The organism is Solirubrobacter deserti (assembly GCF_027587175.1).
Lineage (GTDB): Bacteria > Actinomycetota > Thermoleophilia > Solirubrobacterales > Solirubrobacteraceae > Solirubrobacter > Solirubrobacter deserti.
Window position 1 is genome coordinate 196,900 of the sequence record NZ_JAPCID010000001.1, and the last position, 19,829, is coordinate 216,728.

The window sequence follows — 19,829 nt, forward strand, 5'->3', positions numbered from 1 at the left end:
AGCTCACCTCTGCTTGTTGCCCTTGGGGTTCAGCGCGTCCTGCATGCCGTCGCCCACGAGGTTGAACGCGAGCACGGTCAACAGCAGCGCCATGCCCGGGAAGAACATGAACCACCACGCCGAATCCACCTTGCCGGTGGCGTCGGCGAGCATCTGGCCCCACGACGGCTGGTCGCGCACGCCGACGCCGAGGAACGACAGCGAAGCCTCCAGCAGGATGTTCGCGGGGATGAACAGCGACGCGTAGACGATGATCGGCGCGACGAGGTTCGGGAGGATCTCGCGGAAGATGATCCGCATGTTCCCGGCGCCCAGCGACCGCGCCGCCTCGACGAACTCCTTCTCGCGCAGCGACAGCACCTGGCCGCGGATGATGCGCGCGACGTACGGCGACGTGGAGAGCACGATGATGAAGATCACGATCGTGCGGCCCGGCTGCAGCGCGCCGCCGAGGCAGCCCTCCTTGGTCGAACAGGCGGACGCGAGGCCAAGACCGAGCAGCAGCACCGGGAACGCCAGCAGGACGTCGATCACGCGCGCGATCACCGTGTCCACCCAGCCGCGGTAGAAGCCCGCGATCATGCCGGCGGTGACGCCGATCAGCACCGACAGGCCGGTGCCGATGAACGCCACGGTGAGCGACAGCCGGGCGCCGTCCAGGACGCGGGCGAGGATGTCGCGGCCGATGTCGTCGACGCCGAACGGGTGCGCGGCGGTCGGCCCCAGCGGGAGCCCGAACGCGTCCAGCGCGTCCGTGGAGCGCTCACCCGGGTCCGGGATGCCCACGACCGAGCGGATCACCGGCGCGAAGATCGCGACCAGGATCAGCAGCGCGATGAACACGAGCGCGGAGAGCGCGACCTTGTCCTTGCGGAAGCGCCGCCAGAAGAGCTGCAGGGGCGACCGAGCCGCCACCGGCGCCTTGCCGGCGACGATCTGATCAACGCCGTGATCCTCGGCGTGCAGCAGATCGCTGGCACCCGTTCCAGTACTCAATTCTTAGCCCCCTTCGGGGTGGTGGTACTCCCGTGTTCCCCGAACCGGCGAACACGCTACTACTTGCCCGCTCACGGACCGCAATACCCTTCCCCGCGGCAAGCCCTCGTAGCTCAATGGATAGAGCACGCGCCTCCTAAGCGCGGGATGCAGGTTCGATTCCTGCCGGGGGCACTAGGTTCGACCGGTGATCCATGAGCGTCTCACCGCGCTGAGGCGCGATTGGTCCGCGCTGCGCGCGCAGTGTGAAGCGGCGGTCCGCCGCGTGGAGTTCGGCGACCGCGAGGAGCTGTGGATCCCGGCGCCGCCGCTGCCTCCGCTGCCGCACCGTCCTCCACCGCACCCCGTTCCGGAGCCGGCTCCGGGCTCGTGGTCATGGCGATCTGGTGCTGACCGGCGAGTACGACGCCGCCGGGCTGCTGCGCGTGCGCGACGGCGACCGCGTCGTCTGGGACCGCGCGCTGCACGGCATCGAGCCCGACCCGCCGTCCACGGAAGCGGCGCTGGAGACGTGGGCCGCAGCGGTCGCCGCGGCCGCGGAGCGCGCCGTCGCCGGCGACACCGGCGTGGCGGCGGTCAAGGTCATGGCGCCCCTGTCGCGGCACGAGACGCCGCGGGTGTTCGTCGTCGATCGGGCCTACCTCGAGAAGGCCGAGCGGCGGGTCGGGCGCAGCGAGGCGATCTGGCGTCATTGGGAGGACGGGCGCAGCCTCGAGGTCGACGACGAGGGCCTGCGGGCCCGCCGCACGCTGTTGCAGGACGACGACCTCTACGCGCCCCACTTCGCCGCGATCCTGCAGCGCCACGTGGACGAGCGCACCTGGCCCGACGGCGCCGTCGCCCTCGGGAATCCAGAGGCGCAGGCGCCCGCCACGGTCCCCGCGGCGCCCACCCTCGAAGCGGCCCCGCGCGACGAGGCCGAGCTCGCGGCGCTGATCGCGCGCTTCGACCTCCCGGCCGGGCTGATCGAGACCGCCCGCTGGGGGCTCGCACTGGTGGAGGGCGAGGGTCGCAGCCGCGTCGGCGGCCCGCCCGAGCTTCCGGGCGAGTGGCCCCAGCACGAGGGCCGGCCGCTCACGCACGTGATGACGATCTGGCTTGACGAGCTGCCGGACGTCCCCGGTCGCGAGCACCTTCCGCCGGACGGCACGCTGGTGTTCCTCGCCGCGCTCGACGAAGAGGACGAGCTGGTCGAGCCCGTCGCGGGCGACGACCCGCGGGTCCTTCTGAACCGCTTCGAGCCCGGCACGGCGCTCCAGCGACTTGCGGGCGACCCGGAGTGGACGCTCGAGGAGCGCCGCGTCCGGTTCGAGCCCGTGCTCACGCTTCCGGACCGCCGCGACGACCTCCCGCCCGACCAGCAGCTCGGCTACGAACAGTTGTACGAGGCCCTGTGCGCGGTGACGCCGGGCCTCGGGCAACCGGGGCACCTCGTGCTCGGCCACCCGAACTTCGCGCACTGGGACACACGGGAACCGGGCGACATCACGCTGCTGCACTTCGGCTACGACTACGACCTGTCGATCGACGGCCGCGCGTTCACCGTCCACGGTCCGCCGGACGACGTGCGGGCCGGCCGCTGGGAGCGGCTGACCGTCACGCCGCAGCTCTTCTAGGCCTTGTCCGGCCGGTCCGGGTAGACCTCGTCGATCGTCGCCAGCGCCTCGTAGGGCGCGTCATCGGAGGCGAGCCGGATCTGCTCCGCGCCGCCCGCGAGCCGGTCGAGCACGGACACGACGCCGACGACGTCGAAGCCCTCGGCGCGGACCGCCTCGATCGCCTGCACGGTGGAGCCGCCCGTGGTGACGACGTCCTCCACGATCAGACAGCGCTCGCCGGGCTCCAGCGGCGGACCCTCGACCTTGCGCTGCAGCCCGTGCGCCTTGGTCTCCTTGCGGACGAAGAAGGCCTTCACGTCCGCGCCGCCCGCCAGCGCGGCGCACGCGGGCGCGTCCGCGCCCATGGTCAACCCGCCCACTGCCGTCGCCTCCCACTGGCGCGCGTACGAGGCGATCAGTTCACCAAGCGCGGCAAACCCAGCCGGACGCAGGATCGCGCGCTTGGCGTCCACGTAGTACTGCGCGGTGGCCCCAGAGGTCAGGGTCACCCCGCCGATCACGAGGGCGTGACGGCGCAGCTCCTCGATCAAAGTCTCTTTCGCTGACATCCCCCAGGACCATATTCGGCCCATCGGCCGTAGACTGGGCTCGTGGAGCACCGCTTCGGCCGCCGGCCCGGTTTCCCGCTCGGGATCGAGGAGGAGCTCCTGCTCGTCGACGCCGAGACGTTTCGTCCGGCCAACATCGCGAGCGACCTGGTCGGTCTGCTCGATCCGCCCGCGGGCGTGATCATGAACGACCTCTACGAGGCGCTGATCGAGTGCTCGACCCCGGTGGTCGCCTCCGCGGCCGAGGGGATGGACGCGCTCGCGTCCCTGCGCGAGCTCATCCGCGGCACGGGCGCGGCGTTCATCGGCGGCGGCCTGCACCCGCACGTCGCGTTCGGCGACGTCGTGCACGTCGAGACCGACCGCTATCAGGACATCCGCCGCGAGATGCGCGGGCTCGTCAGCCGCACGCCCACCGCGGCGCTGCACGTGCACGTCGGCATGCCCGATCCCGAGACCGCGATCGACGTCTGCAACCGCATGCGCGCCTACCTCCCGCTGCTGCAGGCGCTCGCGGCGCACTCGCCGTTCTGGTTCGGCCACGACAGCGGCCTCGCCAGCGCACGCTCGACGCTCTTCCGCAGCTTCCCGCGCTCCACCATCCCGCCCACGTTCGCGGGCTGGGAGCACTACCAGGACGTCGTGCAGTGGTGCGTGGAGACGGCCGAGGCCCCTGACTACACGTACTTGTGGTGGGACATCCGACCCAGCCCGCGGCTCGGCACGATCGAGGTGCGCGCGATGGACGCGCAGAGCCGGCTCGAGTCGGCGACGGGGATCGCCGCGCTCGTGCACGCGCTGGCCGTGGCCTGCGCGAACGGTGAGGAGGAGGCCGCACCGCCGACCGAGGGGATCATGGAGTCGTCCTTCCGCGCCGCGCGCGACGGGCTCGACGCGACGGTCTGGTGGCGCGGCGCGATCCGCCCGATGCGGGAGGTCGGCGCCGACGCGCTCGCGCTCGCCCGCGGCTACGCGTCAGAGTTGCACGGCGAGGACGCGCTCGAGGAGGTCGAGCGCATCCTGCGCGACGGCGGCGGCGCGGACCGCATGCGCGCGGCCCACGCCGCCGGCGGGATGCACGAGGTGCTTTCCCGCCTGGCCGCTGAGTCCTGGGGCTACTCCTCCACCCAGACGACGTTGCCGAGCTGAAGCCAGTTGTAGATCTCCCGCGCGTTCGGGATCGGGACGCGCAGGCAACCGTGGCTCGCGTTGTAAGGCGGCACGGACACGTAGCCGTGGATGGCGTAGCCGCGGATGAAGTACACCGAGTCGACCATGCCCTTGGCGTTGGTGCCCGGGTCCTTGCGGTAGACGCGGAACTTGCCGCGCACGGTCGGCGTGGCGGGCGCGCCCGTGGACGTGTGGTAGATGCGCTGGACCTTGCCGCCGTCGATCAGCGCGAACACCTGCTTGCTGATGCGCGCCTCGACGTGGCGCCCGTCACCGGGGTGGCGGACCTTGAACTTGCCCTTGCCGGCGAGCAGCCCGCTGAAGACGTCGGACGTCGCGGTGTAGGTCCGCGCCATCCCGGTCATCTTGCGCCAGGCCATGACCGCGTTGGCGGTGCCACTGTCGTAGACGCCCGTGCGCGGGACCACGTACTTCATCGCGGCGAGCCGTGACTGCAGGATGCGCACCGCGGCGCCGCGGGAGCCGCGGGCCGCGTACGGCCGCACGGCGTCCAGGCGCACCGTCTTGGCCACGGCCGTCGCCAGCGCGGGCGTGGCGCGGTGGGAGGCGCGCAGCGAGAGCCGGCCGGCCTTGGCCGACTTGACCTTGAGCGTGGCCACGCCGGCCGCGCCGCCGTTGACGGGCTTGAACGCCAGCGTCTTGACGCGGATCTTCTTCTTGCCGCGATAGACCCGCAGGACCGCCGTCTCGTTCGGGACGTACGGCTTCATCACGACCCGCGCCGTGAACGAGCGGCCGGTGAGCGCGGCGCCGCCGAGCGTGTCCTGGGCGGTCACGGACAGCGTCGCGGTGGCCGGAACGGGAGCGGGAGCCGGCGGCGTCTGGGCGGAAGCGGTGGCGGGAACGGCACCGAGGGCGACGAGCGCCAACCCGGTCCGCTTCATGCAGCCACCGTTCGCCGGGAGGACAGCGCATGCGCGCCGGCCGAGACCGTACCGACGGCGCCGACGACGACCGCGGCGAACAGCGCCGGATCGAGGTCTCTCGTCACCCCGAAGGTGATCGCATTGTTGAGGGCGTGCAAGGCCATGCACGGAACTATGGACTGTGTTCGCCAGTAAAGGAGGCACAACCCCACTCCGAACACGCCGAGCGCGATCAGCGAGATCGCCGGCGCGGGCGCGTGGCCGACGGCGAAGACCACGCCGGTGATCGCCATGCCCCACCACGGGCCCAGGCGCTGGGCGAGCGCGCCGAACATGAACCCGCGGAAGAACAGCTCCTCCACGATCGGCGCGATCAGGCAGATCGTGACGCCGTAGGCGATCAGCACGGCGAGCGAGTCCTCGTTCTTGACGTCGGTCACCAGCTGCTGCTCCTCGGGCTGGCCGAAGATGCCCGCCAGCAGCGCGGTCACCATCCAGAAGCCGACGTAGACGAGCACCGCCCAGCCCGCCGCCTCCCCGATCCGGCGCACGCGCACGAGCCCGAAGTCGGCGCGCGTGGTGCGGCCGAGCGCGAGCTTGACCGTGATGTAGGCGGCGAACACGAAGACGATGTTCTGGAAGGCGGTGAGCGCGAGCGTCAGGCCGACGGGCAGGTCGTCGGCCTCGATGCTCGGGTCGACGGCCGAGACCACGGCGATCACCGTGCCGCCGATGATCAGCACGATGGTCAGCGCGGCCGCGAGGGCGAGGAACGGGGCCCACAGCGGGATGTGCGGGTCGGGCGGCGGCGGGGGCGGAGCGGCTTCCGGGGGCCGCTCGGGCGTCTCGGGCGGGAGCCAGCCGCCGTACTGGGAGTCCTGGGTCAAGTCGTGGCCAAGGGTATGAGCTCGGCCAGCGTTCGTACCGCCCCGGGCGGGAGCTCGCCCTCGCGGGCGATCAGGATCGGCCGGATGCCCGCCGCGCGGGCGCCCTCCACGTCGGCCTCGGGCGTGTCGCCGACGTGCCAGGTCTGCGCGGGCGTCGTGCCGGTGAGTTCGAGCGCGGCGCGGAAGATGGCGCCGTCCGGCTTGGCCGAGCCCACCTCCGCGGACGCGAGCGCGCCGTCGAGCAAGGGCGTGAGCCCGGTCTCCGACAGCCGCTCGTGAAGCGACCAGTCCCAGTTGGAGACCACCACGAGCTTGATCCCGCGCTCGCGCAGGGCGATCAGCGCCGGCGCGCTGTCGGGATAGGCGAAGAAGCGCAGCGAGGCCAGCAGCGCGTCCAGCGCGACCTCGAGCGGGACCGCCAGCCCCATCGCCTCCGCGCTGCGCACGCGCAGCTCGTGCAGCGATTGCGGGTCACGGCCCTCGTGCAGATGCGCGCGGTAGTAGGCGATCTCGTCCCGGATCGCCCGCCGCGCTCGTTCGCGCGTGATCTCATGGCCGCGCGCCCGCAACTCCGCTTGCAGATGGGGCGCCGGAGGCTCGAAGCCGATCAGCGTGCCGAGGGCATCGAGCAGAATGGCCCGGACCATGTTCGCCGTCGATACTGCCACCTGGATCAACGCGGGCGTCTCGATCGGCCTCGCGCTGCTGATCGCGACGCTGTTCGACCGCCTGTTCCGCGGCCGGCTCGCGCGCGAGATCTCCGACAAGGCGGGGATCACGCGCGAGGGCGCGACCCGTCTGCGCTTCGTGCGCCGCCTGATCTACGCGATCATCGTGCTGATCGGGATCGCGCTCGCGCTCTCGGCCTTCGACGGCATCTCCAACCTCGCGCGCGGCCTGCTCGCCTCCGGCGCGATCGCCGCGGCCGTGATCGGCTTCGCCGCCCGCCAGGTGCTCGCGAACTTCGTCGCCGGGATCATGCTCGCGGTCACGCAGCCGATTCGCGTCGGCGACTGGGTGACGTTCGAGGGCCACTACGGCGTGGTCGAGGACGTGCGGTTGAACTACACGATCCTCAAGACCGCGACCCACCAGCGGATCGTGATCCCGAACGAGAAGCTGGCCGGCGGCGTGCTCAAGAACGACACGCTCGTGGTGGACGTCGTGAGCCTCGACGTCTCCATCTGGATCCCGCCCGAGGCCGACGCGGAGGCCGCGATCGCCGCGCTCGAGGACGAGACCGGGCAGGAGGTGACGATCGCCGAGGCCGTGCCCTGGGGGACGCGGCTGGGCGTCGGCTCGGACCCCGTCGCACCGCCTGATCGAGCGCCGCGGGAAGCCGATCTGCGCCGGCGCTGCCTCGCGCGTTTACGAAAAGAAGGTCTGCTTCGGGCCGGATCGAACTAGACTCGGGGATTCGCCGTGAGTCATTCTGCGCGCATCAGACATCGTCGCCGCAGGGGCGGCGGAGCCGGTCGTTGGTTCCTGTTGGCCTTCCTGTTGCTGATCCTGCTCGGGGTCGGCACCGGCCTCGCGGCCGCGGGCTGGGTCGTCCGGACGGCCAACGACGGGCCGGAGCTGTCGACCTACACGCCGCGCAACCCGGGCGGGCTCACCAAGGTGCTCGCGGCCGACGGCACCCGGCTCGGCTTCATTCAGAACGACGAGCTGATCGAGGAGGTCGAGGCCAAGGACTTCCCCGAGGTGCTCAACCAGGCGACCGTCGCGATCGAGGACGAGCGCTTCTACAAGCACACGGGCGTCGACTACGAGGGCATCATCCGCGCCGCGTACACGAACGCGACCTCGGAGAACACCCAGGGCGGCTCGACGCTGACGATGCAGCTGGTGCGCAACCTGTACACGCAGGATGTGACGCGCTCGGGCATCGAGGGCTACAAGCGCAAGATCCGCGAGGCCCGGCTGGCCCAGCAGCTCGAGGAGGAGCACTCCAAGGCGTGGGTGCTCGGCAAGTACCTCAACACGGTCCCGTACGGCACCTACGGCGGCCAGACCGCGGTCGGCGCCGGCGCGGCCGCCCGCCTGTACTTCAACAAGCACGTCAAGGACCTGACGCTGCGCGAGGCCGCGATGATCGCCGGCATGCCGCAGGCGCCGTCGGACTACTCCCCGGTCAACAACCCGGAGGGCACGACGACACGCCGCAACGAGGTGCTGGGCAAGATGGCCGAGCTGGGCTACATCACGCGCGAGAAGGCCGAGCGCGAGATGAAGAAGGACCTCGGGCTCGACATGGACCGCTACTTCCAGCGGGCCCGTGAGCGCTACGTGCTCGACTTCGTCAAGTCCGAGCTGATCAAGGAGTACGGCCTCGACGCCACGCGGCGCGGCGGCTTCACGGTCACGACGACGATCAACCTCAAGTACCAGCAGTACGCGCGCTCCGCGATGAGCCAGCTGGCCGGTGTCGGCCCGTCCTCGGCGATCGTCACGATCGACCCCAAGAACGGCGACATCCTGACGATGGCCTCGACGCAGACCTACGGCCGCTCGAAGGGCAAGTCGACGTTCAACCTCGCCGCCCAGGGCAAGCGCCAGCCCGGTTCGGCCTTCAAGACGATGGCGCTGATGGCGGCGCTTCGCGAGGGCGTGAACCCGAGCTCGACGACCTACACGTCGCGCTCGCCGATGAGGATCACCAAGCCGCCGTGCGGCTCGCCGCAGACTCCATGGGAGCTGAAGACCTACAGCGGGTCCGGCGCGGGCACGATGGACCTGGCGGAGGCGACGACGCGCTCCGACAACTCCGTCTACGCCCAGCTCGTGTCCGACCTGGGGCCGGACAAGGTCAAAGAGACGGCGCGGCTGATGGGCATCAAGTCCAAGCTGCTGGGCGTCTGCGCCGAGTCGCTGGGCGGCCTCACGGACGGCGTCTCGCCGCTGGAGATGGCGAACGCCTACGCCACGATCGTCAACGGCGGCTACCGCACCCGCCCGCGCGTGATCAAGAAGATCGAGCGCAACGGCGAGCGCATCAAGCTGCCCAAGCGCTGGCGGATCAAGCGCACCAAGGCGTTCGAGGACGGCGTGACCGACCAGGCCGTGAAGATCCTCGCGTCCAACATCACCGGCGGCACGGGCGGCAAGGCGCAGATCCCGGGCTGCAACCAGGGCGGCAAGACGGGCACGACCGACAAGAACATCGACGCGTGGTTCGTCGGCTTCACGCCGCGCCGCGCGACCGCCGTCTGGGTCGGCTTCCCGGGCTCGGCCAAGATCTCGATGAACGGCATGTACTTCGGCTCCAACATCGACGGCGGCACCTACCCGGCGCAGATCTGGGGCGACTACATGAAGAAGGTCGTCGCCAACGGTTGCGGCGAGTGGCGGACGCCCAAGGAGCCGTTCAACAGCCAGCCGTTCCAGGGCAGGTACGCGCGGGAAGGCCTCGACGACGACGAGGCCGGAGAGGGCGAGCAGGGCACCACGCCAGGCACCGGGACCCAGCCCTCGCCGCCGGCCACCCAGCAGCCGTCCGATCCGGAGCCCCGCGATGGCGGTGACGGCGAGCGCGGCAACGGCGGCGGGAACGGGAACGGCGACAACGACGCCCGGTTCGATCCCGGCGCGTACGAGACCCAGCCCCAGGGTCCGCCCGGCAACGGCGGCACGCAAGCGCCCGGCGACGGCTGACACGGGGCCGCCTGACTGGTACAACTTGCGCCGTCAGGGCCGGATCTAACAGGAGTGCTGTCAGATGGCGACGGGCGTCGTGAAGTGGTTCAGCGACGAAAAGGGCTTCGGCTTCATCACCCCCGACGACGGAGGCAAGGACGCGTTCGTCCATTTCTCGGCCATCGCCGGTGACGGGTTCCGCACGCTCGCTGAGGGTGCGAAGGTCGAGTACGAGCTCGGCGAGGGCGCCAAGGGGCCACAAGCCACGAACGTCCGGGTCCTCTAGCTCTTGCCGAAGGAAGAAAAGGTCGAGTTCGAAGGCGAAGTCGTCGAGGCGCTCCCGAACGCGATGTTCCGGGTGCAACTGGACAACGGCCATGAGGTGCTCGGCCACGTGGCGGGCAAGATGCGGCGGTTTCGCATCCGCATCCTGCCCGGCGATCGTGTGCGCGTAGAGGTCTCGCCGTACGACCTCAACCGCGCGCGGATCGTCTACCGCCATCGGTGAGCTCGCCCTCATCCGGGCGATCCGGGGGGCGCTGAGCGTCCGCTCGGAGCGGGTCGTGCGCTGGATCGGCGACGACTGCGCGGTCGTGCGCGCGGGCGGGGCGTGCGCCGTCTCGACCGACGTGATGGTCGACGGAACACACTTCCGGCTCGGCCAGGCGACCCCGGAGGACGTGGGGTGGCGCGCACTCGCGGGTGCGCTCTCGGACATCGCCGCGATGGGCGGCGAGGCGGGCGAGGCGTACCTGTCCGTCGTGCTCCCGCCGTCAATGGGCGATGACGACGTGCTCGCGCTGCATCGCGGCGCCGAGGCGCTGGCGGCGTCGTGCGGCGTGACGATCGCGGGCGGCGACCTCGCGCGCGGGCCGGCGCTCACCGTCGCCGTGACGGTGATGGGCTGGGCGGACGCGCCGGACGCGTTCGTGGGCCGCGACGGCGCGCGACCGGGCGATCGCGTGGGCGTGACCGGGACGCTCGGCGCGTCCGCGGCGGGCCTGGCGCTGCTCGAGCGCGGCGGGTCGGGCCCGCTGGTCGAGCGCTACCTGCGGCCGCGGCCGCGGCTGGAGGAGGGCCGGGCGCTCGCTGGACAGGCCACGGCGATGATGGACCTGTCCGACGGGCTGGCGTCGGACGCGCACCGGATCGCGGAGGCGAGCCGCGTCGGCCTCCTGCTCGACGCGAGCCGGCTGCCGCTGGCGCCGGGCGTCGACTCGGTGGAGCTCGCCGCGACCGGCGGTGAGGACTACGAGCTGCTCGTGTGCGGCCCGGACACGCTGCCGGGGCTCACCTGGATCGGCGAGGTGGTCGCCGGCGAAGGGGTCGAATGGACCGAAGCCCCACCAGGCGCACAGGCCTGGCGGGGCTTCGAACACTGAAAACGAAGATCGGCCCCTGCCGAACTCAGTTGCGCCAGTGCATCACTTGGCCTCCTCCTCGTTGCCGAGGAGGCGCTTGAGGATCGCCGCCGCGACAGCTTCGCTGTCGACCGCGTAGGTCCCGCACTGGATGCGCTCTCGTAGCTGCTGCACTTTGGTCACCGCACCGTCCTTGGAGGGAGCGATGGGGGCCGATCGGTCGAACCGGCGACTCCCATCACGAGCCGGGCCCGTCACCCTGACTCGTGACCCGTATCGGGTATCCAGCACCGTCATGTGAGCTTCTTCGTCCTTGGTCGGACAAAGGTCGATGGGGTCATCGCCCCAGCTCACGCCGCCGCACCCCGCGGCTGCGAGCGCACGAGCCGCGCGAACACGACGATTCGCTCGGCTGCGGAGTACAACGGATGACAGGCCGTCAGGACCAGCCGATCGAACGAACGGCGGTCCACCACCCAGACGTCGGTCGGCTTGACGATGCGGGTCTGCTCGACCCGGTAGGTGAAACGCCCGTAGGGCATCGTGACGACGATGTCGTCGTTGCGGCGCACCTTGTCGATCTTGCGGAACGGCGCGCCGTAGGTGGTCCGGTGGCCGGCGATGCCGACCGTGCCGCGCTGGCCGGGGAGCACCGTCGCGGGGTAGTGCCCGGGGCCGCGGCGCAGCTCCTCCGCGTCGGTGCCCTCGATGAACACGGTCGAGAGCCCGATGCGGTCGATGCGCAGCCTCCCGACCGGGTCGCCGTCGTCCGTGCGGCGGTTCAGCGAGCGCGCCGCGAACGCGAGCTTGCGCTTCGGGTCCGGGAGCTTGACCAGCGCCCGCCGCTCCACCGGCGGCAGCGGCAGCTTCTCCAGCCGGTCGAGCTCGCCGGACAGCTCGCTCTGCTGGAAGTCGGCGTACAGCGAGGACACCGGTTCCTCCCACACGAGCGTGAGGACCGCGTCGATCAGCAGCAGCGTCCCCGAGACGATCAGCGCGGTGGAGAGCCCGCGCAGCGCCGCGCGCACCTTCGAGCGTTTGGTGGCGGGCGCGCTCATCGCCGCAGCGCCGACTCCGTGCCGCCGAGGGAGCCCGGACCGGCGTAGGTGAGCGGGCCGCGGGTGGCGAACTGCTTTCCGCCCTTGCCGTCGGCCGGGCCGAGCCGGCGGCGCGCGAGCAGCACGCGCACGACGCCGGCGCACGACGCCAGCAGGCCCGCGAACAGCAGCATGGAGCCCGCTCCCGCGCCGGTCATGGCCGCGAGCGCCATCGTCCAGCCGAGCTCGAGCGGGTTCAGCTCCAGCGCGAAGCTCAAGTGCACGACCGCCAGGACCGGGACGAGCAGTCCGAGGCCGAGTGCCGTCACCGCCTTCCAGCCGCGCCAGCCGGAGGCGGCGAACAGCCACAGGTGCGCGGCGGGCACGAGCAGGCCCGCGGCGTAGGGATTGCGCAGCCAGACGAGGGCCACCAGCGCGCACAGCCAGACGCCGGTGGCGACCGCGAGGCCTTCCACGCCGGGCGCGCCGGGTCCGCGGCGGCCATTGGTCACCTCCTCGGCGCTCGGCCGCGACCCGATGACGCGCGCGAGCGCCCGCGCGCCGAACCACACCAGGCCCGCGACGACGACCGCGCTGACCACGGCCGCGATCCCGCTGGTGCCGGCCGGCCAGCGCGCCGGGTCGACGAGCCCCGCGGGCGCGTCCAGCAGGCCCGTCGCCGACAGCGCGCGCAGCCACAGCCACGCCACCGGAAGCGGGACAGCCGCGACCAACAGCCAGCCGAGCCAGGGCACGATCGGCACGTGGCGCCGGCGCGCGCGGAAGTACGCGTCGAGCGCGGCCAGCAGGACCGGCAGCAGCAGCGCGCCGACGAGCAGCCGCACGCTCCAGTCAGCCATCACGTTGCGCAGCGTGACGATGCCGCTCGGCGCGCCCTCGAAGGCGGGCGCGTCGCGGCGGCCGACGGCGTCCAGCGCGTCGACGGCGACCACCGCGGAGCGCCCGAACGCGCGCAGGCGCTTGCGGTAGACGGTCGCGTCGGGCTCGGGCCCGAGCTCACCCGAGGCGGAGATCAGCACGGCGGGCAGGCCCTGCTCGGCGATCGGGCCCTGCGCCGAGAACGTCACCGGCAGCGCGCGCCGGATCCACTGGCCGGTGGCGTGCGCGCCGCCCGGGTCGGCCCGCGTCTCCCGCCGCAACGCGGCTTGCACCGTGCGCTCGAGGCCGAGCGGGACCGAGCGCGACGTGCCCGTCCAGCCGACCGCCCACGGCTTGTCGAGCTGGTTGCTCGCCACGTCGCCGAGCACGATCACGCCGTCGATCGTGTCGGGATCCTCCCCGCGCGCCCACTCGCGTGCGCCCTCGAACCCGCTTCGCCCGCCCGTGGTCGAGACGATCACGAGCGTCTTGCGCAGCTCGCGCGACTTGAACACGCGCGCCAGCTCGAGCAGCACCGCCGTGGAGGAGAGCTCGGCGCGGCCGAGCGAGTCGCGGTCGGCGACCACGACGATCCGGCGGCTGGACGGGCCCGGACGCGTCGCGATCACGGTCTGCAGGCCGTTCGCGGTCGTGGTGCGGCGGACCGTGAACGCGGGCCGCTGGCCCGGCGCCCACGGCTCCGCGAGGTCCTGCGCCACGTACTCGGCGAGTGCGGCGTCGCCGGCCGAGCCGGGCGCACGGTCCGGGAACTCCGCCGCGAGGCCCTGCAGCGTGCCCGGCTCCTGGTCGCGCGCGGTCCCGAATGCGCGCTCGGTGCTGAATGCGTCGGCGGGCTGCGCGGAGCGTCCCGGCGTCGGGCGGTCCTGCAGCGCGAAGGCGGCCAGGAACAGCGCGAGCAGCGCGGGAAGGAACGCGGTCCGGTAGACGCGGGCGTCCAGCACGCGAACCACGTTAATGCCTTGCGTAAGTCCGCAACTAAGCTGTCTGTTGCTTGAACATGACCGATCGGGCCCCGAGGATCTTGTTGGTTGACGACGAGCAGCCCATTCAGACGCTGCTTTCGTTCCCCCTGCAACGGGACGGCTACGAGGTGGTTCAGGCCGCGGATGGACCCGAGGCGCTTGAACGGTTCGACGAGCAGATCTTCGACCTGGTCGTGTTGGACGTGATGTTGCCGCGCATGGATGGGCTCGAGGTCTGCCGGCGTCTGCGCGCCAAGGGCGAGACCGTGCCGATCATCATGCTCACGGCCAAATCCGAGGAGATCGACAAGGTCCTCGGGCTCGAACTGGGCGCCGACGACTACATCACCAAGCCGTTCTCGATGCGCGAGTTCCGCTCGCGCGTGAAGGCCGCGCTGCGGCGCTCGGGGATGGCGCGCCAAGACTCCGACGACGAGCGGCCGATCGAGGTGCGGGGCCTGAAGATCGACCCGGGCAAGCGCACCGTCTCGCGCAACGGGGACACGATCTCGACGACCTACGTCGAGTTCGAGATCCTCGCGGCGCTGGCCCGCTCGCCCGGCCGCGTGTTCACGCGCGACATGCTGCTCGCGCGCGTGTGGGGTGACTCGGCCTACCGGGACCCGCGCACCATCGACGTGCACATCCGCCATCTGCGGGAGAAGATCGAGGCGGATCCGAAGGAGCCGGAGTACCTGTTCACGGTACGCGGCGTCGGATACCGCTTCCGCGACGAAGAGGGGTAGCGCGTGCCCGGCCTGCGTTCGCTGCGCAACCGGCTGGCCCTCATCTTCGCGCTGATCATCATCGGCGCGATCGGCACCATCTACCTGTCGGTGACGCCGCGGCTGGAGGCGTCGCTGACGTCGCAGCGCGTCGAGCAGACGCGTGGCACCGCGACGCAGTACGCGGCCAGCATCGGCCGGTCCTTGCGGCCGCCGCGCGAGACCCCGTTCCTCGACGACGGCGAGACACCCGACGAGGTCAAGATCAAGGCCGAGAAGACGCGTCCCATCCGGCAGCTCGCGGAGCGCATCGGCACCGAGATCATCGTGATGGCACGCGGCGAGGACGGCCTGTTCGCCTACTACGACACCACGCCGGACGGCGGCGCGGCGAGCGCCGACGTGCAGGGCGTGACCGACGAGACGGTCCGCACGGGCCGCCTGTCGTCGCGCACGATCACCGCGCCGACCGGCCGCTTCGCGCTCGCCGCGACCCCGATCGTCGACGAGGAGCTCGAGGGGTCCGAGGAGGGCCCGTACTACGCGGTCTTCGTCAGCTCGCTCGACGAGGTGACCGACAACGTCTCGCTGATCCGGCGCCAGGTGCTGCTCGCGGGCGGCATCGCGCTGGTCATCGCGATCCTGGCCGGCTACCTGGTGGCGCGCGCCCTGGCCGCGCGCGTCAAGCGGCTCGAACGCGCGGCGCGCAAGGTCGCGTCCGGGGACTTCTCGCAGCCGATCAAGGCCGACTCCGACGACGAGCTGGGCCGGCTCGCGGCCGCGTTCAACGACATGCAGGACCAGCTCGCGCGGCTGGACCGGGCGCGCAAGCAGTTCATCGCGTCGGCCTCGCACGAGCTGCGCACGCCGATCTTCAGTTTGGGCGGGTTCCTCGAGCTGCTCGCCGACGAGGACCTCGACGAGGAGACGCGGCGCGCGTTCCTGGAGCAGATCCGCGGGCAGGTCGACCGGATGCGCAACCTGGCGGTCGAGCTGCTGGATCTGTCGCGGCTGGAGGCGGGCGCGCTGGAGCTCCGGCCCGAACCGACGGACGTCGGCCAGCTCGCGCGCGAGGTGGCCGCCGAGTTCACGCCGGCCGCGGCACGGCACGAGTCCGACGTCGAGCTCGACCTGCACCGCGAGCCGATCGAGCTCGAGTGCGACCCCGAGCGCGTCGCCCAGGTACTGCGCATCCTGCTCGACAACGCATTGCGCCACACGCCGCCGGGAACGGGCGTGCGCGTGTCGGCGGAGCGGTCCAACGGGCACGTCCGGCTGGAGGTCGCCGACGCCGGCCCCGGCATCAACGGCGAGAACATGCCGCACATCTTTGAGCCGTTCTTCACCTCCAACGAGCAGGCGCAGGGCGCCGGCCTGGGGCTGGCGATCGCGCGCGAGCTCGCCGAGCGCATGCAGGGGGAGCTGATGGTGCGCTCCAATCCGGGCAAGACGACGTTCGCGCTCGTGCTCCCGACGTAAGCGTCCGGTGTACGAACGGTTGCCGTTCGCGCTCGGTGGATATCTTCAGGCCAGATGAGCGAGCAGCGGCCACTGGTCCTGGTTTCGAACCGCGGACCGGTCACCTACCAGGAGGACGGCTCGGTCAAGCGCGGCACGGGCGGCCTCGTCACCGCGTTGACGGGGTTGGCGTCCCACCGCGATGCGATCTGGATCGCGTCCGCGATGACCGAGCAGGACGTCGAAGTCGCGCGCGAGCACGGCGGTAAGCCGTTCGAGGTCGAGGCGCCCGAGGGCGGCTCCTTCCGCGTGAAGTTCATCGAGAGCGACGGCGAGGCCTACGACCGCTTCTACAACATCATCGCCAACCCGATGCTCTGGTTCATCCAGCACTACCTCTGGGACCAGAGCAACGCGCCGGACATCCGCCGCCACGAGGTCGACGCCTTCGACCTCGGCTATCAGGCGGTCAACCGCGACCTGGCGACCGCCGTCATCGACGAGATCGGGGGGCAGGAAGAGCCCGTCGTGATGGTCCACGACTACCACTTCTACACCCTGCCCGGGATGGTCCGCGAGGCCCGGCCGGACGTGTTCCTGCACCACTTCGTGCACATCCCGTGGACCCAGCCGGACGCCTGGCGCGTGCTGCCCAGCCGCATCCGCGAGGAGATCTACAACGGGCTGCTGGCCAACGACATCATCGGCTTCCACACCAAGTCCTACCAGCGCAACTTCCTGCAGTGCTGCCGCGACCTGATGGACCTCGAGGTGTCCTTCGACGACGGCGTGGTCTTCTGCGGCGATCGCCCGGTGTGGGTGCGCTCCTACCCGCTCCCGATCGACTACGACGCCACGCAGAACGTCGGCCGGCGCCCGCGCGTGCGCGAGTTCGAGGAGAAGGTCCTGGCCCGCCGGCGCGAGCACTCGATCCTGCGCGTGGACCGCGCGGACCTGTCCAAGAACGTCCTGCGCGGCTTCACCGCCTTCGACATCTTCCTCGAGCAACACCCCGAGTTCGCCGAGAAGATCACCTTCACCGCCCAGCTGATGCCCTCGCGGACCGACGTGCCCGAGTACGCCGAGTACCTGGAGAAGATCGAGGCCCTGGTGGCGGTCGTCAACCACCGCCACGGCACGCCCGACTGGATGCCGATCGACCTCAAGCTGCGCGACGACCTCGACGAGGCCGTCGCCTCCTACAAGCACTACGACGTGATGATGGTCAACGCGATGTTCGACGGCATGAACCTCGTGGCCAAGGAAGGGCCCTTGGTGAACGAGCGCCACGGCGTCTCGATCCTGAGCGAGAACACCGGCGCCCACGAGGAGCTCGGCGAGTTCGCCATCTCGGTGAACCCGTTCGACGTCCAGGAGCTCGCCGACGCCATCCACGCCGCGCTGGTCATGAAGCCTGAAGAGCGCGAACGCCGCGCCAAGGGCCTCAAGGAGATCGTCACCTCCCGCGACCCGGGCGACTGGATCGACGAGCAGATCGCGGACATCCGCGCCAAGAACTCCGGCGCCCGCACCCCGACGAGCTAGCCGGACCCCTCGAACCCGAACTCCCCACTCGGCCGCCGCGTCTCGGTCGGCCGAGGCCGGCGGGGCGCGGGCGCGACGACGCGCGGAGCCGGCGCCACGGTCGGCGCGGGCGTCGCCACGGGCCCGCCGCCGCGTTCCTCGCCGCCGCCGCGTTCCTCGCCGCCGCCGCGTTCCTCGCCGCCGCCGCGTTCTCCGCCGCCGCCGCGTTCTCCGCCGCGGCCGCGTTCCTCGCCGCCGCCGCGCTCCCCGCCGCCGCGCCTCTCGCCGCCGCCGCGCTTCTCCTCGCCGCCGCCGCGCTCCTCGCCCGCGGGCGCACGCTTCCTCGCGCCGCCCCGGGCCCCGGGCGCCCGCGTCTCCCCACCGCGGCGCTTCTCCGCGTCCTGGTCCTCCCCGTTGCGTGCCGCGGCCGCCGCGGACCCGTCGCCGCCCTCGTCGCGCGTCTTCTCCTCGTCCCCCACCGTCGCGCGCGGCGCCAGCGTCGGGATCGGCTCGTCGGCGACCAGCGGCCGCGCGGCGGCGGCGGGCAGCGGCGGTGCCGTCGAGGTCGTCAGGGCCCACGCGACGCCGAGCGTCAGCGTCGCGAACGCCCCAGCCGCGAGCGCGACGTTGCCCCAGCGGATCCGGCGCAGCAGGTTCCGTCCCATACCTCCCGTAGGGTTTGGGTCGGGCGCGTTCGCCCCACGTTGCTACTCTCTGCCACCGCAATGGCGAGCGGAAAGCACATCTACGACCTCACGCTCCTGCTGGACCCGGCCGTCGAGGCCGAGCGTCGCGAGCAGATCGTGGCGGACGTCGCAGACCTCATCGACCGCACCGGCGAGTTCATCGGACGGCATGACTGGGGTACTCGCCAGGCTGCCTACGAGGTGCGCAAGAAGGCTGAGGCTGACTACCACCTGATTCAGTTCAGGGGCGCGAACGAGCTGCTCGAGCAGCTCGACCACAACCTCAAGATCACGGACGGCGTCCTGCGCCACCGGATCATCAAGCTGCGGCCGGGCACGCCCGACCCGCCGGATCTCCGCCCCTCGGCCCAGCCGGCCCCGGAGGCGACTGCTCCGGAAGCCGAGCCCGCCGAGGCTTAGAGCGCTTGAGAAGGGCCGCCGCGAGGCGGCCCTTGTTGTTTCTGAGGTGATCGGTCAGTTGACCACCGCATAGGTGGTCAAGTGACCGATTGCCCCTCGCCAACCCCGCGGCGAACGCGCGAGCGTTCGCGCAGTCCGGCTCACTGGGACGTTGCGCACCCGCCGCCGCGGGTCAAGCCACTCGTGACCACCGCGCCGTACTCCGCGCACGCCTGGGCACGAGTTGCTTGACGCGCGGCCAGTGGGTGTGCTCGCCGTTTAACGAACGCGGGCCGCCCCAAAGGACGGCCCGAGCTGATCTCAATGACGAAGCGACGCGGCCTAGAACGGGATGTCGTCGTCCGCCGGCGCGGGCGGACGCCCGCCGCCGACGGGCGCGGGCCCGAAGTCCGACACGTCGGCCGGGACGTCCGAGTGGGGGGTGAACCCGTTGCCGTTGCCGGCACCGGCGCCGCCGGCGTACGAGCCGCCACCGCCGCCCATGCCTTCCTCGCGGCCGCCGAGGAACTGCACGGCGTCGGCGACGATCTCGATCGCCTCACGCTTGTTGCCGCTCTGGTCCTGCCACTCACGCCACTCGAGGCGGCCGTCGATGCAGACCGGCCGGCCCTTGGAGAGGAACCGCTGGCAGTTCTCCCCCTGGGCGCCCCAGACGGTGACGCTGAAGTAGTTGGGCTTGTCGACCCACTCGCCGTTCTCCTTGCGGCGGGAGTTCGAGGCGATCCGCAGACTGCACACCGACATGCCCGACGGCAGCGACCGGAGCTCCGGGTCGCGCGTCAGGTTCCCCGTGAGGACGACGCGATTGATATTGGTTGCCGCCATGGTGGGCTGGCGCTCCTTTCGACTTTCGTAGTCTTGGAGGGCGAGTCTACGTCCGGGGTCGGAGGTACCGGCTCCTGTAGCCGCTTAATCCGCACTTTCTTTGCAGAGTCGTTACACGTCGTAGCGGACGGAAAGCAATTCACCCGGTTCGCTACCCTGTGCGGACCGGCGCCCGCACGGCGTCTGGC

The 19,829-nt window shown here is 71.4% G+C and carries 21 protein-coding genes and 1 tRNA gene; 12 read left to right on the forward strand and 10 right to left on the reverse strand.

The window, feature by feature from the left end; all coding sequences use genetic code 11:
• Window positions 1-3: 3 nt before the first annotated feature.
• Window positions 4-996 carry an ABC transporter permease gene (locus OJ962_RS00970; protein WP_238931581.1) on the reverse strand — a complete coding sequence of 331 codons (993 nt, stop codon included), beginning with the start codon at window positions 994-996 and terminating at the stop codon, window positions 4-6.
• Between the two features lie 102 nt (window positions 997-1,098).
• Between OJ962_RS00970 and OJ962_RS00975 the strand changes: the two genes are divergently transcribed.
• Both OJ962_RS00975 and OJ962_RS00980 read left to right on the forward strand, forming a co-directional pair.
• A tRNA-Arg gene (locus OJ962_RS00975) sits at window positions 1,099-1,170 on the forward strand.
• A 212-nt stretch (window positions 1,171-1,382) separates the two neighbouring features.
• The gene (locus OJ962_RS00980) at window positions 1,383-2,612 is read left to right on the forward strand and encodes a DUF1963 domain-containing protein (RefSeq protein ID WP_202954665.1); all 1,230 of its coding nucleotides are present in this window, start codon (window positions 1,383-1,385) and stop codon (window positions 2,610-2,612) included.
• Here the strand turns inward: OJ962_RS00980 and OJ962_RS00985 are convergent.
• Window positions 2,609-3,163 (reverse strand): orotate phosphoribosyltransferase, encoded by a 555-nt coding sequence (locus OJ962_RS00985; RefSeq protein ID WP_202954664.1) that lies wholly within the window; start codon window positions 3,161-3,163, stop codon window positions 2,609-2,611. The two genes, OJ962_RS00980 and OJ962_RS00985, sit on opposite strands and share 4 nt — an antisense overlap.
• A 42-nt stretch (window positions 3,164-3,205) precedes the next feature.
• Here OJ962_RS00985 and OJ962_RS00990 point away from each other — a divergent pair, with 42 nt between their 5' ends.
• Window positions 3,206-4,312, forward strand: coding sequence for a carboxylate-amine ligase (locus OJ962_RS00990; RefSeq protein WP_202954663.1), 1,107 nt, complete (start codon window positions 3,206-3,208; stop codon window positions 4,310-4,312).
• On the opposite strand, the gene OJ962_RS00995 is transcribed toward OJ962_RS00990, so the two are convergent.
• Genes OJ962_RS00995 through OJ962_RS01005 form a run of 3 tightly spaced genes read right to left on the reverse strand, consistent with a single transcriptional unit; the run spans window position 4,279 to window position 6,754 of the window.
• Window positions 4,279-5,238, reverse strand: a complete 960-nt coding sequence (locus tag OJ962_RS00995) for a L,D-transpeptidase family protein (protein WP_202954662.1) — start codon at window positions 5,236-5,238, stop codon at window positions 4,279-4,281. The genes OJ962_RS00990 and OJ962_RS00995 overlap by 34 nt on opposite strands.
• Complete coding sequence (locus OJ962_RS01000) at window positions 5,235-6,107, reverse strand: CPBP family intramembrane glutamic endopeptidase (RefSeq protein ID WP_202954661.1); 873 nt, start codon at window positions 6,105-6,107, stop codon at window positions 5,235-5,237. Before OJ962_RS01000 ends, OJ962_RS00995 begins: the two co-directional genes overlap by 4 nt.
• Window positions 6,104-6,754 carry an HAD family hydrolase gene (locus OJ962_RS01005; RefSeq protein WP_202954660.1) on the reverse strand — a complete coding sequence of 217 codons (651 nt, stop codon included), beginning with the start codon at window positions 6,752-6,754 and terminating at the stop codon, window positions 6,104-6,106. Before OJ962_RS01005 ends, OJ962_RS01000 begins: the two co-directional genes overlap by 4 nt.
• On the opposite strand from OJ962_RS01005, the gene OJ962_RS01010 reads away from it, so the two are divergent.
• From OJ962_RS01010 to thiL, 5 genes are all read left to right on the forward strand, one after another.
• Entirely contained in the window at window positions 6,753-7,514 is a 762-nt protein-coding gene (locus OJ962_RS01010; RefSeq protein WP_202954659.1) for a mechanosensitive ion channel family protein, read from the forward strand. The two genes, OJ962_RS01005 and OJ962_RS01010, sit on opposite strands and share 2 nt — an antisense overlap.
• Before the next feature lie 81 nt (window positions 7,515-7,595).
• Window positions 7,596-9,761 carry a transglycosylase domain-containing protein gene (locus OJ962_RS01015; protein WP_202954658.1) on the forward strand — a complete coding sequence of 722 codons (2,166 nt, stop codon included), beginning with the start codon at window positions 7,596-7,598 and terminating at the stop codon, window positions 9,759-9,761.
• Between the two features lie 64 nt (window positions 9,762-9,825).
• The gene (locus tag OJ962_RS01020; RefSeq protein ID WP_202954657.1) at window positions 9,826-10,029 is read left to right on the forward strand and encodes a cold-shock protein; all 204 of its coding nucleotides are present in this window, start codon (window positions 9,826-9,828) and stop codon (window positions 10,027-10,029) included.
• A 3-nt stretch (window positions 10,030-10,032) separates the two neighbouring features.
• Window positions 10,033-10,251, forward strand: coding sequence for a translation initiation factor IF-1 (infA, locus tag OJ962_RS01025; RefSeq protein ID WP_028057304.1), 219 nt, complete (start codon window positions 10,033-10,035; stop codon window positions 10,249-10,251).
• 10 nt (window positions 10,252-10,261) lie between these two features.
• Window positions 10,262-11,125: a thiamine-phosphate kinase gene (thiL, locus tag OJ962_RS01030; RefSeq protein WP_270006137.1), complete on the forward strand. Its 864-nt coding sequence runs from the start codon at window positions 10,262-10,264 to the stop codon at window positions 11,123-11,125.
• Window positions 11,126-11,167: 42 nt separating this feature from the next.
• Here the strand turns inward: thiL and OJ962_RS01035 are convergent, their stop codons facing one another.
• The 3 genes from OJ962_RS01035 to OJ962_RS01045 form a co-directional block, all read right to left on the reverse strand.
• Entirely contained in the window at window positions 11,168-11,287 is a 120-nt protein-coding gene (locus OJ962_RS01035) for a flagellar biosynthesis anti-sigma factor FlgM (protein ID WP_202954656.1), read from the reverse strand.
• 167 nt (window positions 11,288-11,454) lie between these two features.
• Window positions 11,455-12,162, reverse strand: coding sequence for a sortase (locus tag OJ962_RS01040; RefSeq protein ID WP_202954655.1), 708 nt, complete (start codon window positions 12,160-12,162; stop codon window positions 11,455-11,457).
• The gene (locus OJ962_RS01045; RefSeq protein WP_202954654.1) at window positions 12,159-13,982 is read right to left on the reverse strand and encodes a zinc-binding metallopeptidase family protein; all 1,824 of its coding nucleotides are present in this window, start codon (window positions 13,980-13,982) and stop codon (window positions 12,159-12,161) included. Before OJ962_RS01045 ends, OJ962_RS01040 begins: the two co-directional genes overlap by 4 nt.
• Window positions 13,983-14,038: 56 nt before the next feature.
• On the opposite strand from OJ962_RS01045, the gene OJ962_RS01050 reads away from it, so the two are divergent.
• Genes OJ962_RS01050 through OJ962_RS01060 form a run of 3 tightly spaced genes read left to right on the forward strand, consistent with a single transcriptional unit; the run spans window position 14,039 to window position 17,731 of the window.
• Complete coding sequence (locus tag OJ962_RS01050) at window positions 14,039-14,749, forward strand: response regulator (RefSeq protein WP_202954653.1); 711 nt, start codon at window positions 14,039-14,041, stop codon at window positions 14,747-14,749.
• A 3-nt stretch (window positions 14,750-14,752) separates the two neighbouring features.
• A complete protein-coding gene (locus OJ962_RS01055; protein ID WP_202954652.1) occupies window positions 14,753-16,207 on the forward strand; it encodes a sensor histidine kinase in 1,455 nt (484 codons plus the stop codon).
• Window positions 16,208-16,261: 54 nt separating this feature from the next.
• Window positions 16,262-17,731: an alpha,alpha-trehalose-phosphate synthase (UDP-forming) gene (locus OJ962_RS01060; RefSeq protein WP_202954651.1), complete on the forward strand. Its 1,470-nt coding sequence runs from the start codon at window positions 16,262-16,264 to the stop codon at window positions 17,729-17,731.
• On the opposite strand, the gene OJ962_RS01065 is transcribed toward OJ962_RS01060, so the two are convergent.
• The gene (locus tag OJ962_RS01065; protein ID WP_270006128.1) at window positions 17,728-18,375 is read right to left on the reverse strand and encodes a hypothetical protein; all 648 of its coding nucleotides are present in this window, start codon (window positions 18,373-18,375) and stop codon (window positions 17,728-17,730) included. The genes OJ962_RS01060 and OJ962_RS01065 overlap by 4 nt on opposite strands.
• Before the next feature lie 60 nt (window positions 18,376-18,435).
• Between OJ962_RS01065 and rpsF the strand changes: the two genes are divergently transcribed.
• Entirely contained in the window at window positions 18,436-18,816 is a 381-nt protein-coding gene (rpsF, locus tag OJ962_RS01070) for a 30S ribosomal protein S6 (RefSeq protein ID WP_202954649.1), read from the forward strand.
• A gap of 321 nt (window positions 18,817-19,137) precedes the next feature.
• On the opposite strand, the gene OJ962_RS01075 is transcribed toward rpsF, so the two are convergent.
• Window positions 19,138-19,641 (reverse strand): single-stranded DNA-binding protein, encoded by a 504-nt coding sequence (locus OJ962_RS01075; protein WP_202954648.1) that lies wholly within the window; start codon window positions 19,639-19,641, stop codon window positions 19,138-19,140.
• Between the last annotated feature and the right edge of the window lie 188 nt (window positions 19,642-19,829).

Coding starts and splice junctions, on each gene's coding strand:
- OJ962_RS00985 (WP_202954664.1), bottom strand. CDS start 3,163: ATGTCAGCGAAAGAGACTTTGATCGAGGAGCTGCGCCGTCACGCCCTC.
- OJ962_RS00995 (WP_202954662.1), bottom strand. CDS start 5,238: ATGAAGCGGACCGGGTTGGCGCTCGTCGCCCTCGGTGCCGTTCCCGCC.
- OJ962_RS01010 (WP_202954659.1), top strand. CDS start 6,753: ATGTTCGCCGTCGATACTGCCACCTGGATCAACGCGGGCGTCTCGATC.
- OJ962_RS01005 (WP_202954660.1), bottom strand. CDS start 6,754: ATGGTCCGGGCCATTCTGCTCGATGCCCTCGGCACGCTGATCGGCTTC.
- OJ962_RS01020 (WP_202954657.1), top strand. CDS start 9,826: ATGGCGACGGGCGTCGTGAAGTGGTTCAGCGACGAAAAGGGCTTCGGC.
- OJ962_RS01040 (WP_202954655.1), bottom strand. CDS start 12,162: ATGAGCGCGCCCGCCACCAAACGCTCGAAGGTGCGCGCGGCGCTGCGC.
- OJ962_RS01050 (WP_202954653.1), top strand. CDS start 14,039: ATGACCGATCGGGCCCCGAGGATCTTGTTGGTTGACGACGAGCAGCCC.
- OJ962_RS01060 (WP_202954651.1), top strand. CDS start 16,262: ATGAGCGAGCAGCGGCCACTGGTCCTGGTTTCGAACCGCGGACCGGTC.
- OJ962_RS01065 (WP_270006128.1), bottom strand. CDS start 18,375: ATGGGACGGAACCTGCTGCGCCGGATCCGCTGGGGCAACGTCGCGCTC.
- rpsF (WP_202954649.1), top strand. CDS start 18,436: ATGGCGAGCGGAAAGCACATCTACGACCTCACGCTCCTGCTGGACCCG.
- OJ962_RS01075 (WP_202954648.1), bottom strand. CDS start 19,641: ATGGCGGCAACCAATATCAATCGCGTCGTCCTCACGGGGAACCTGACG.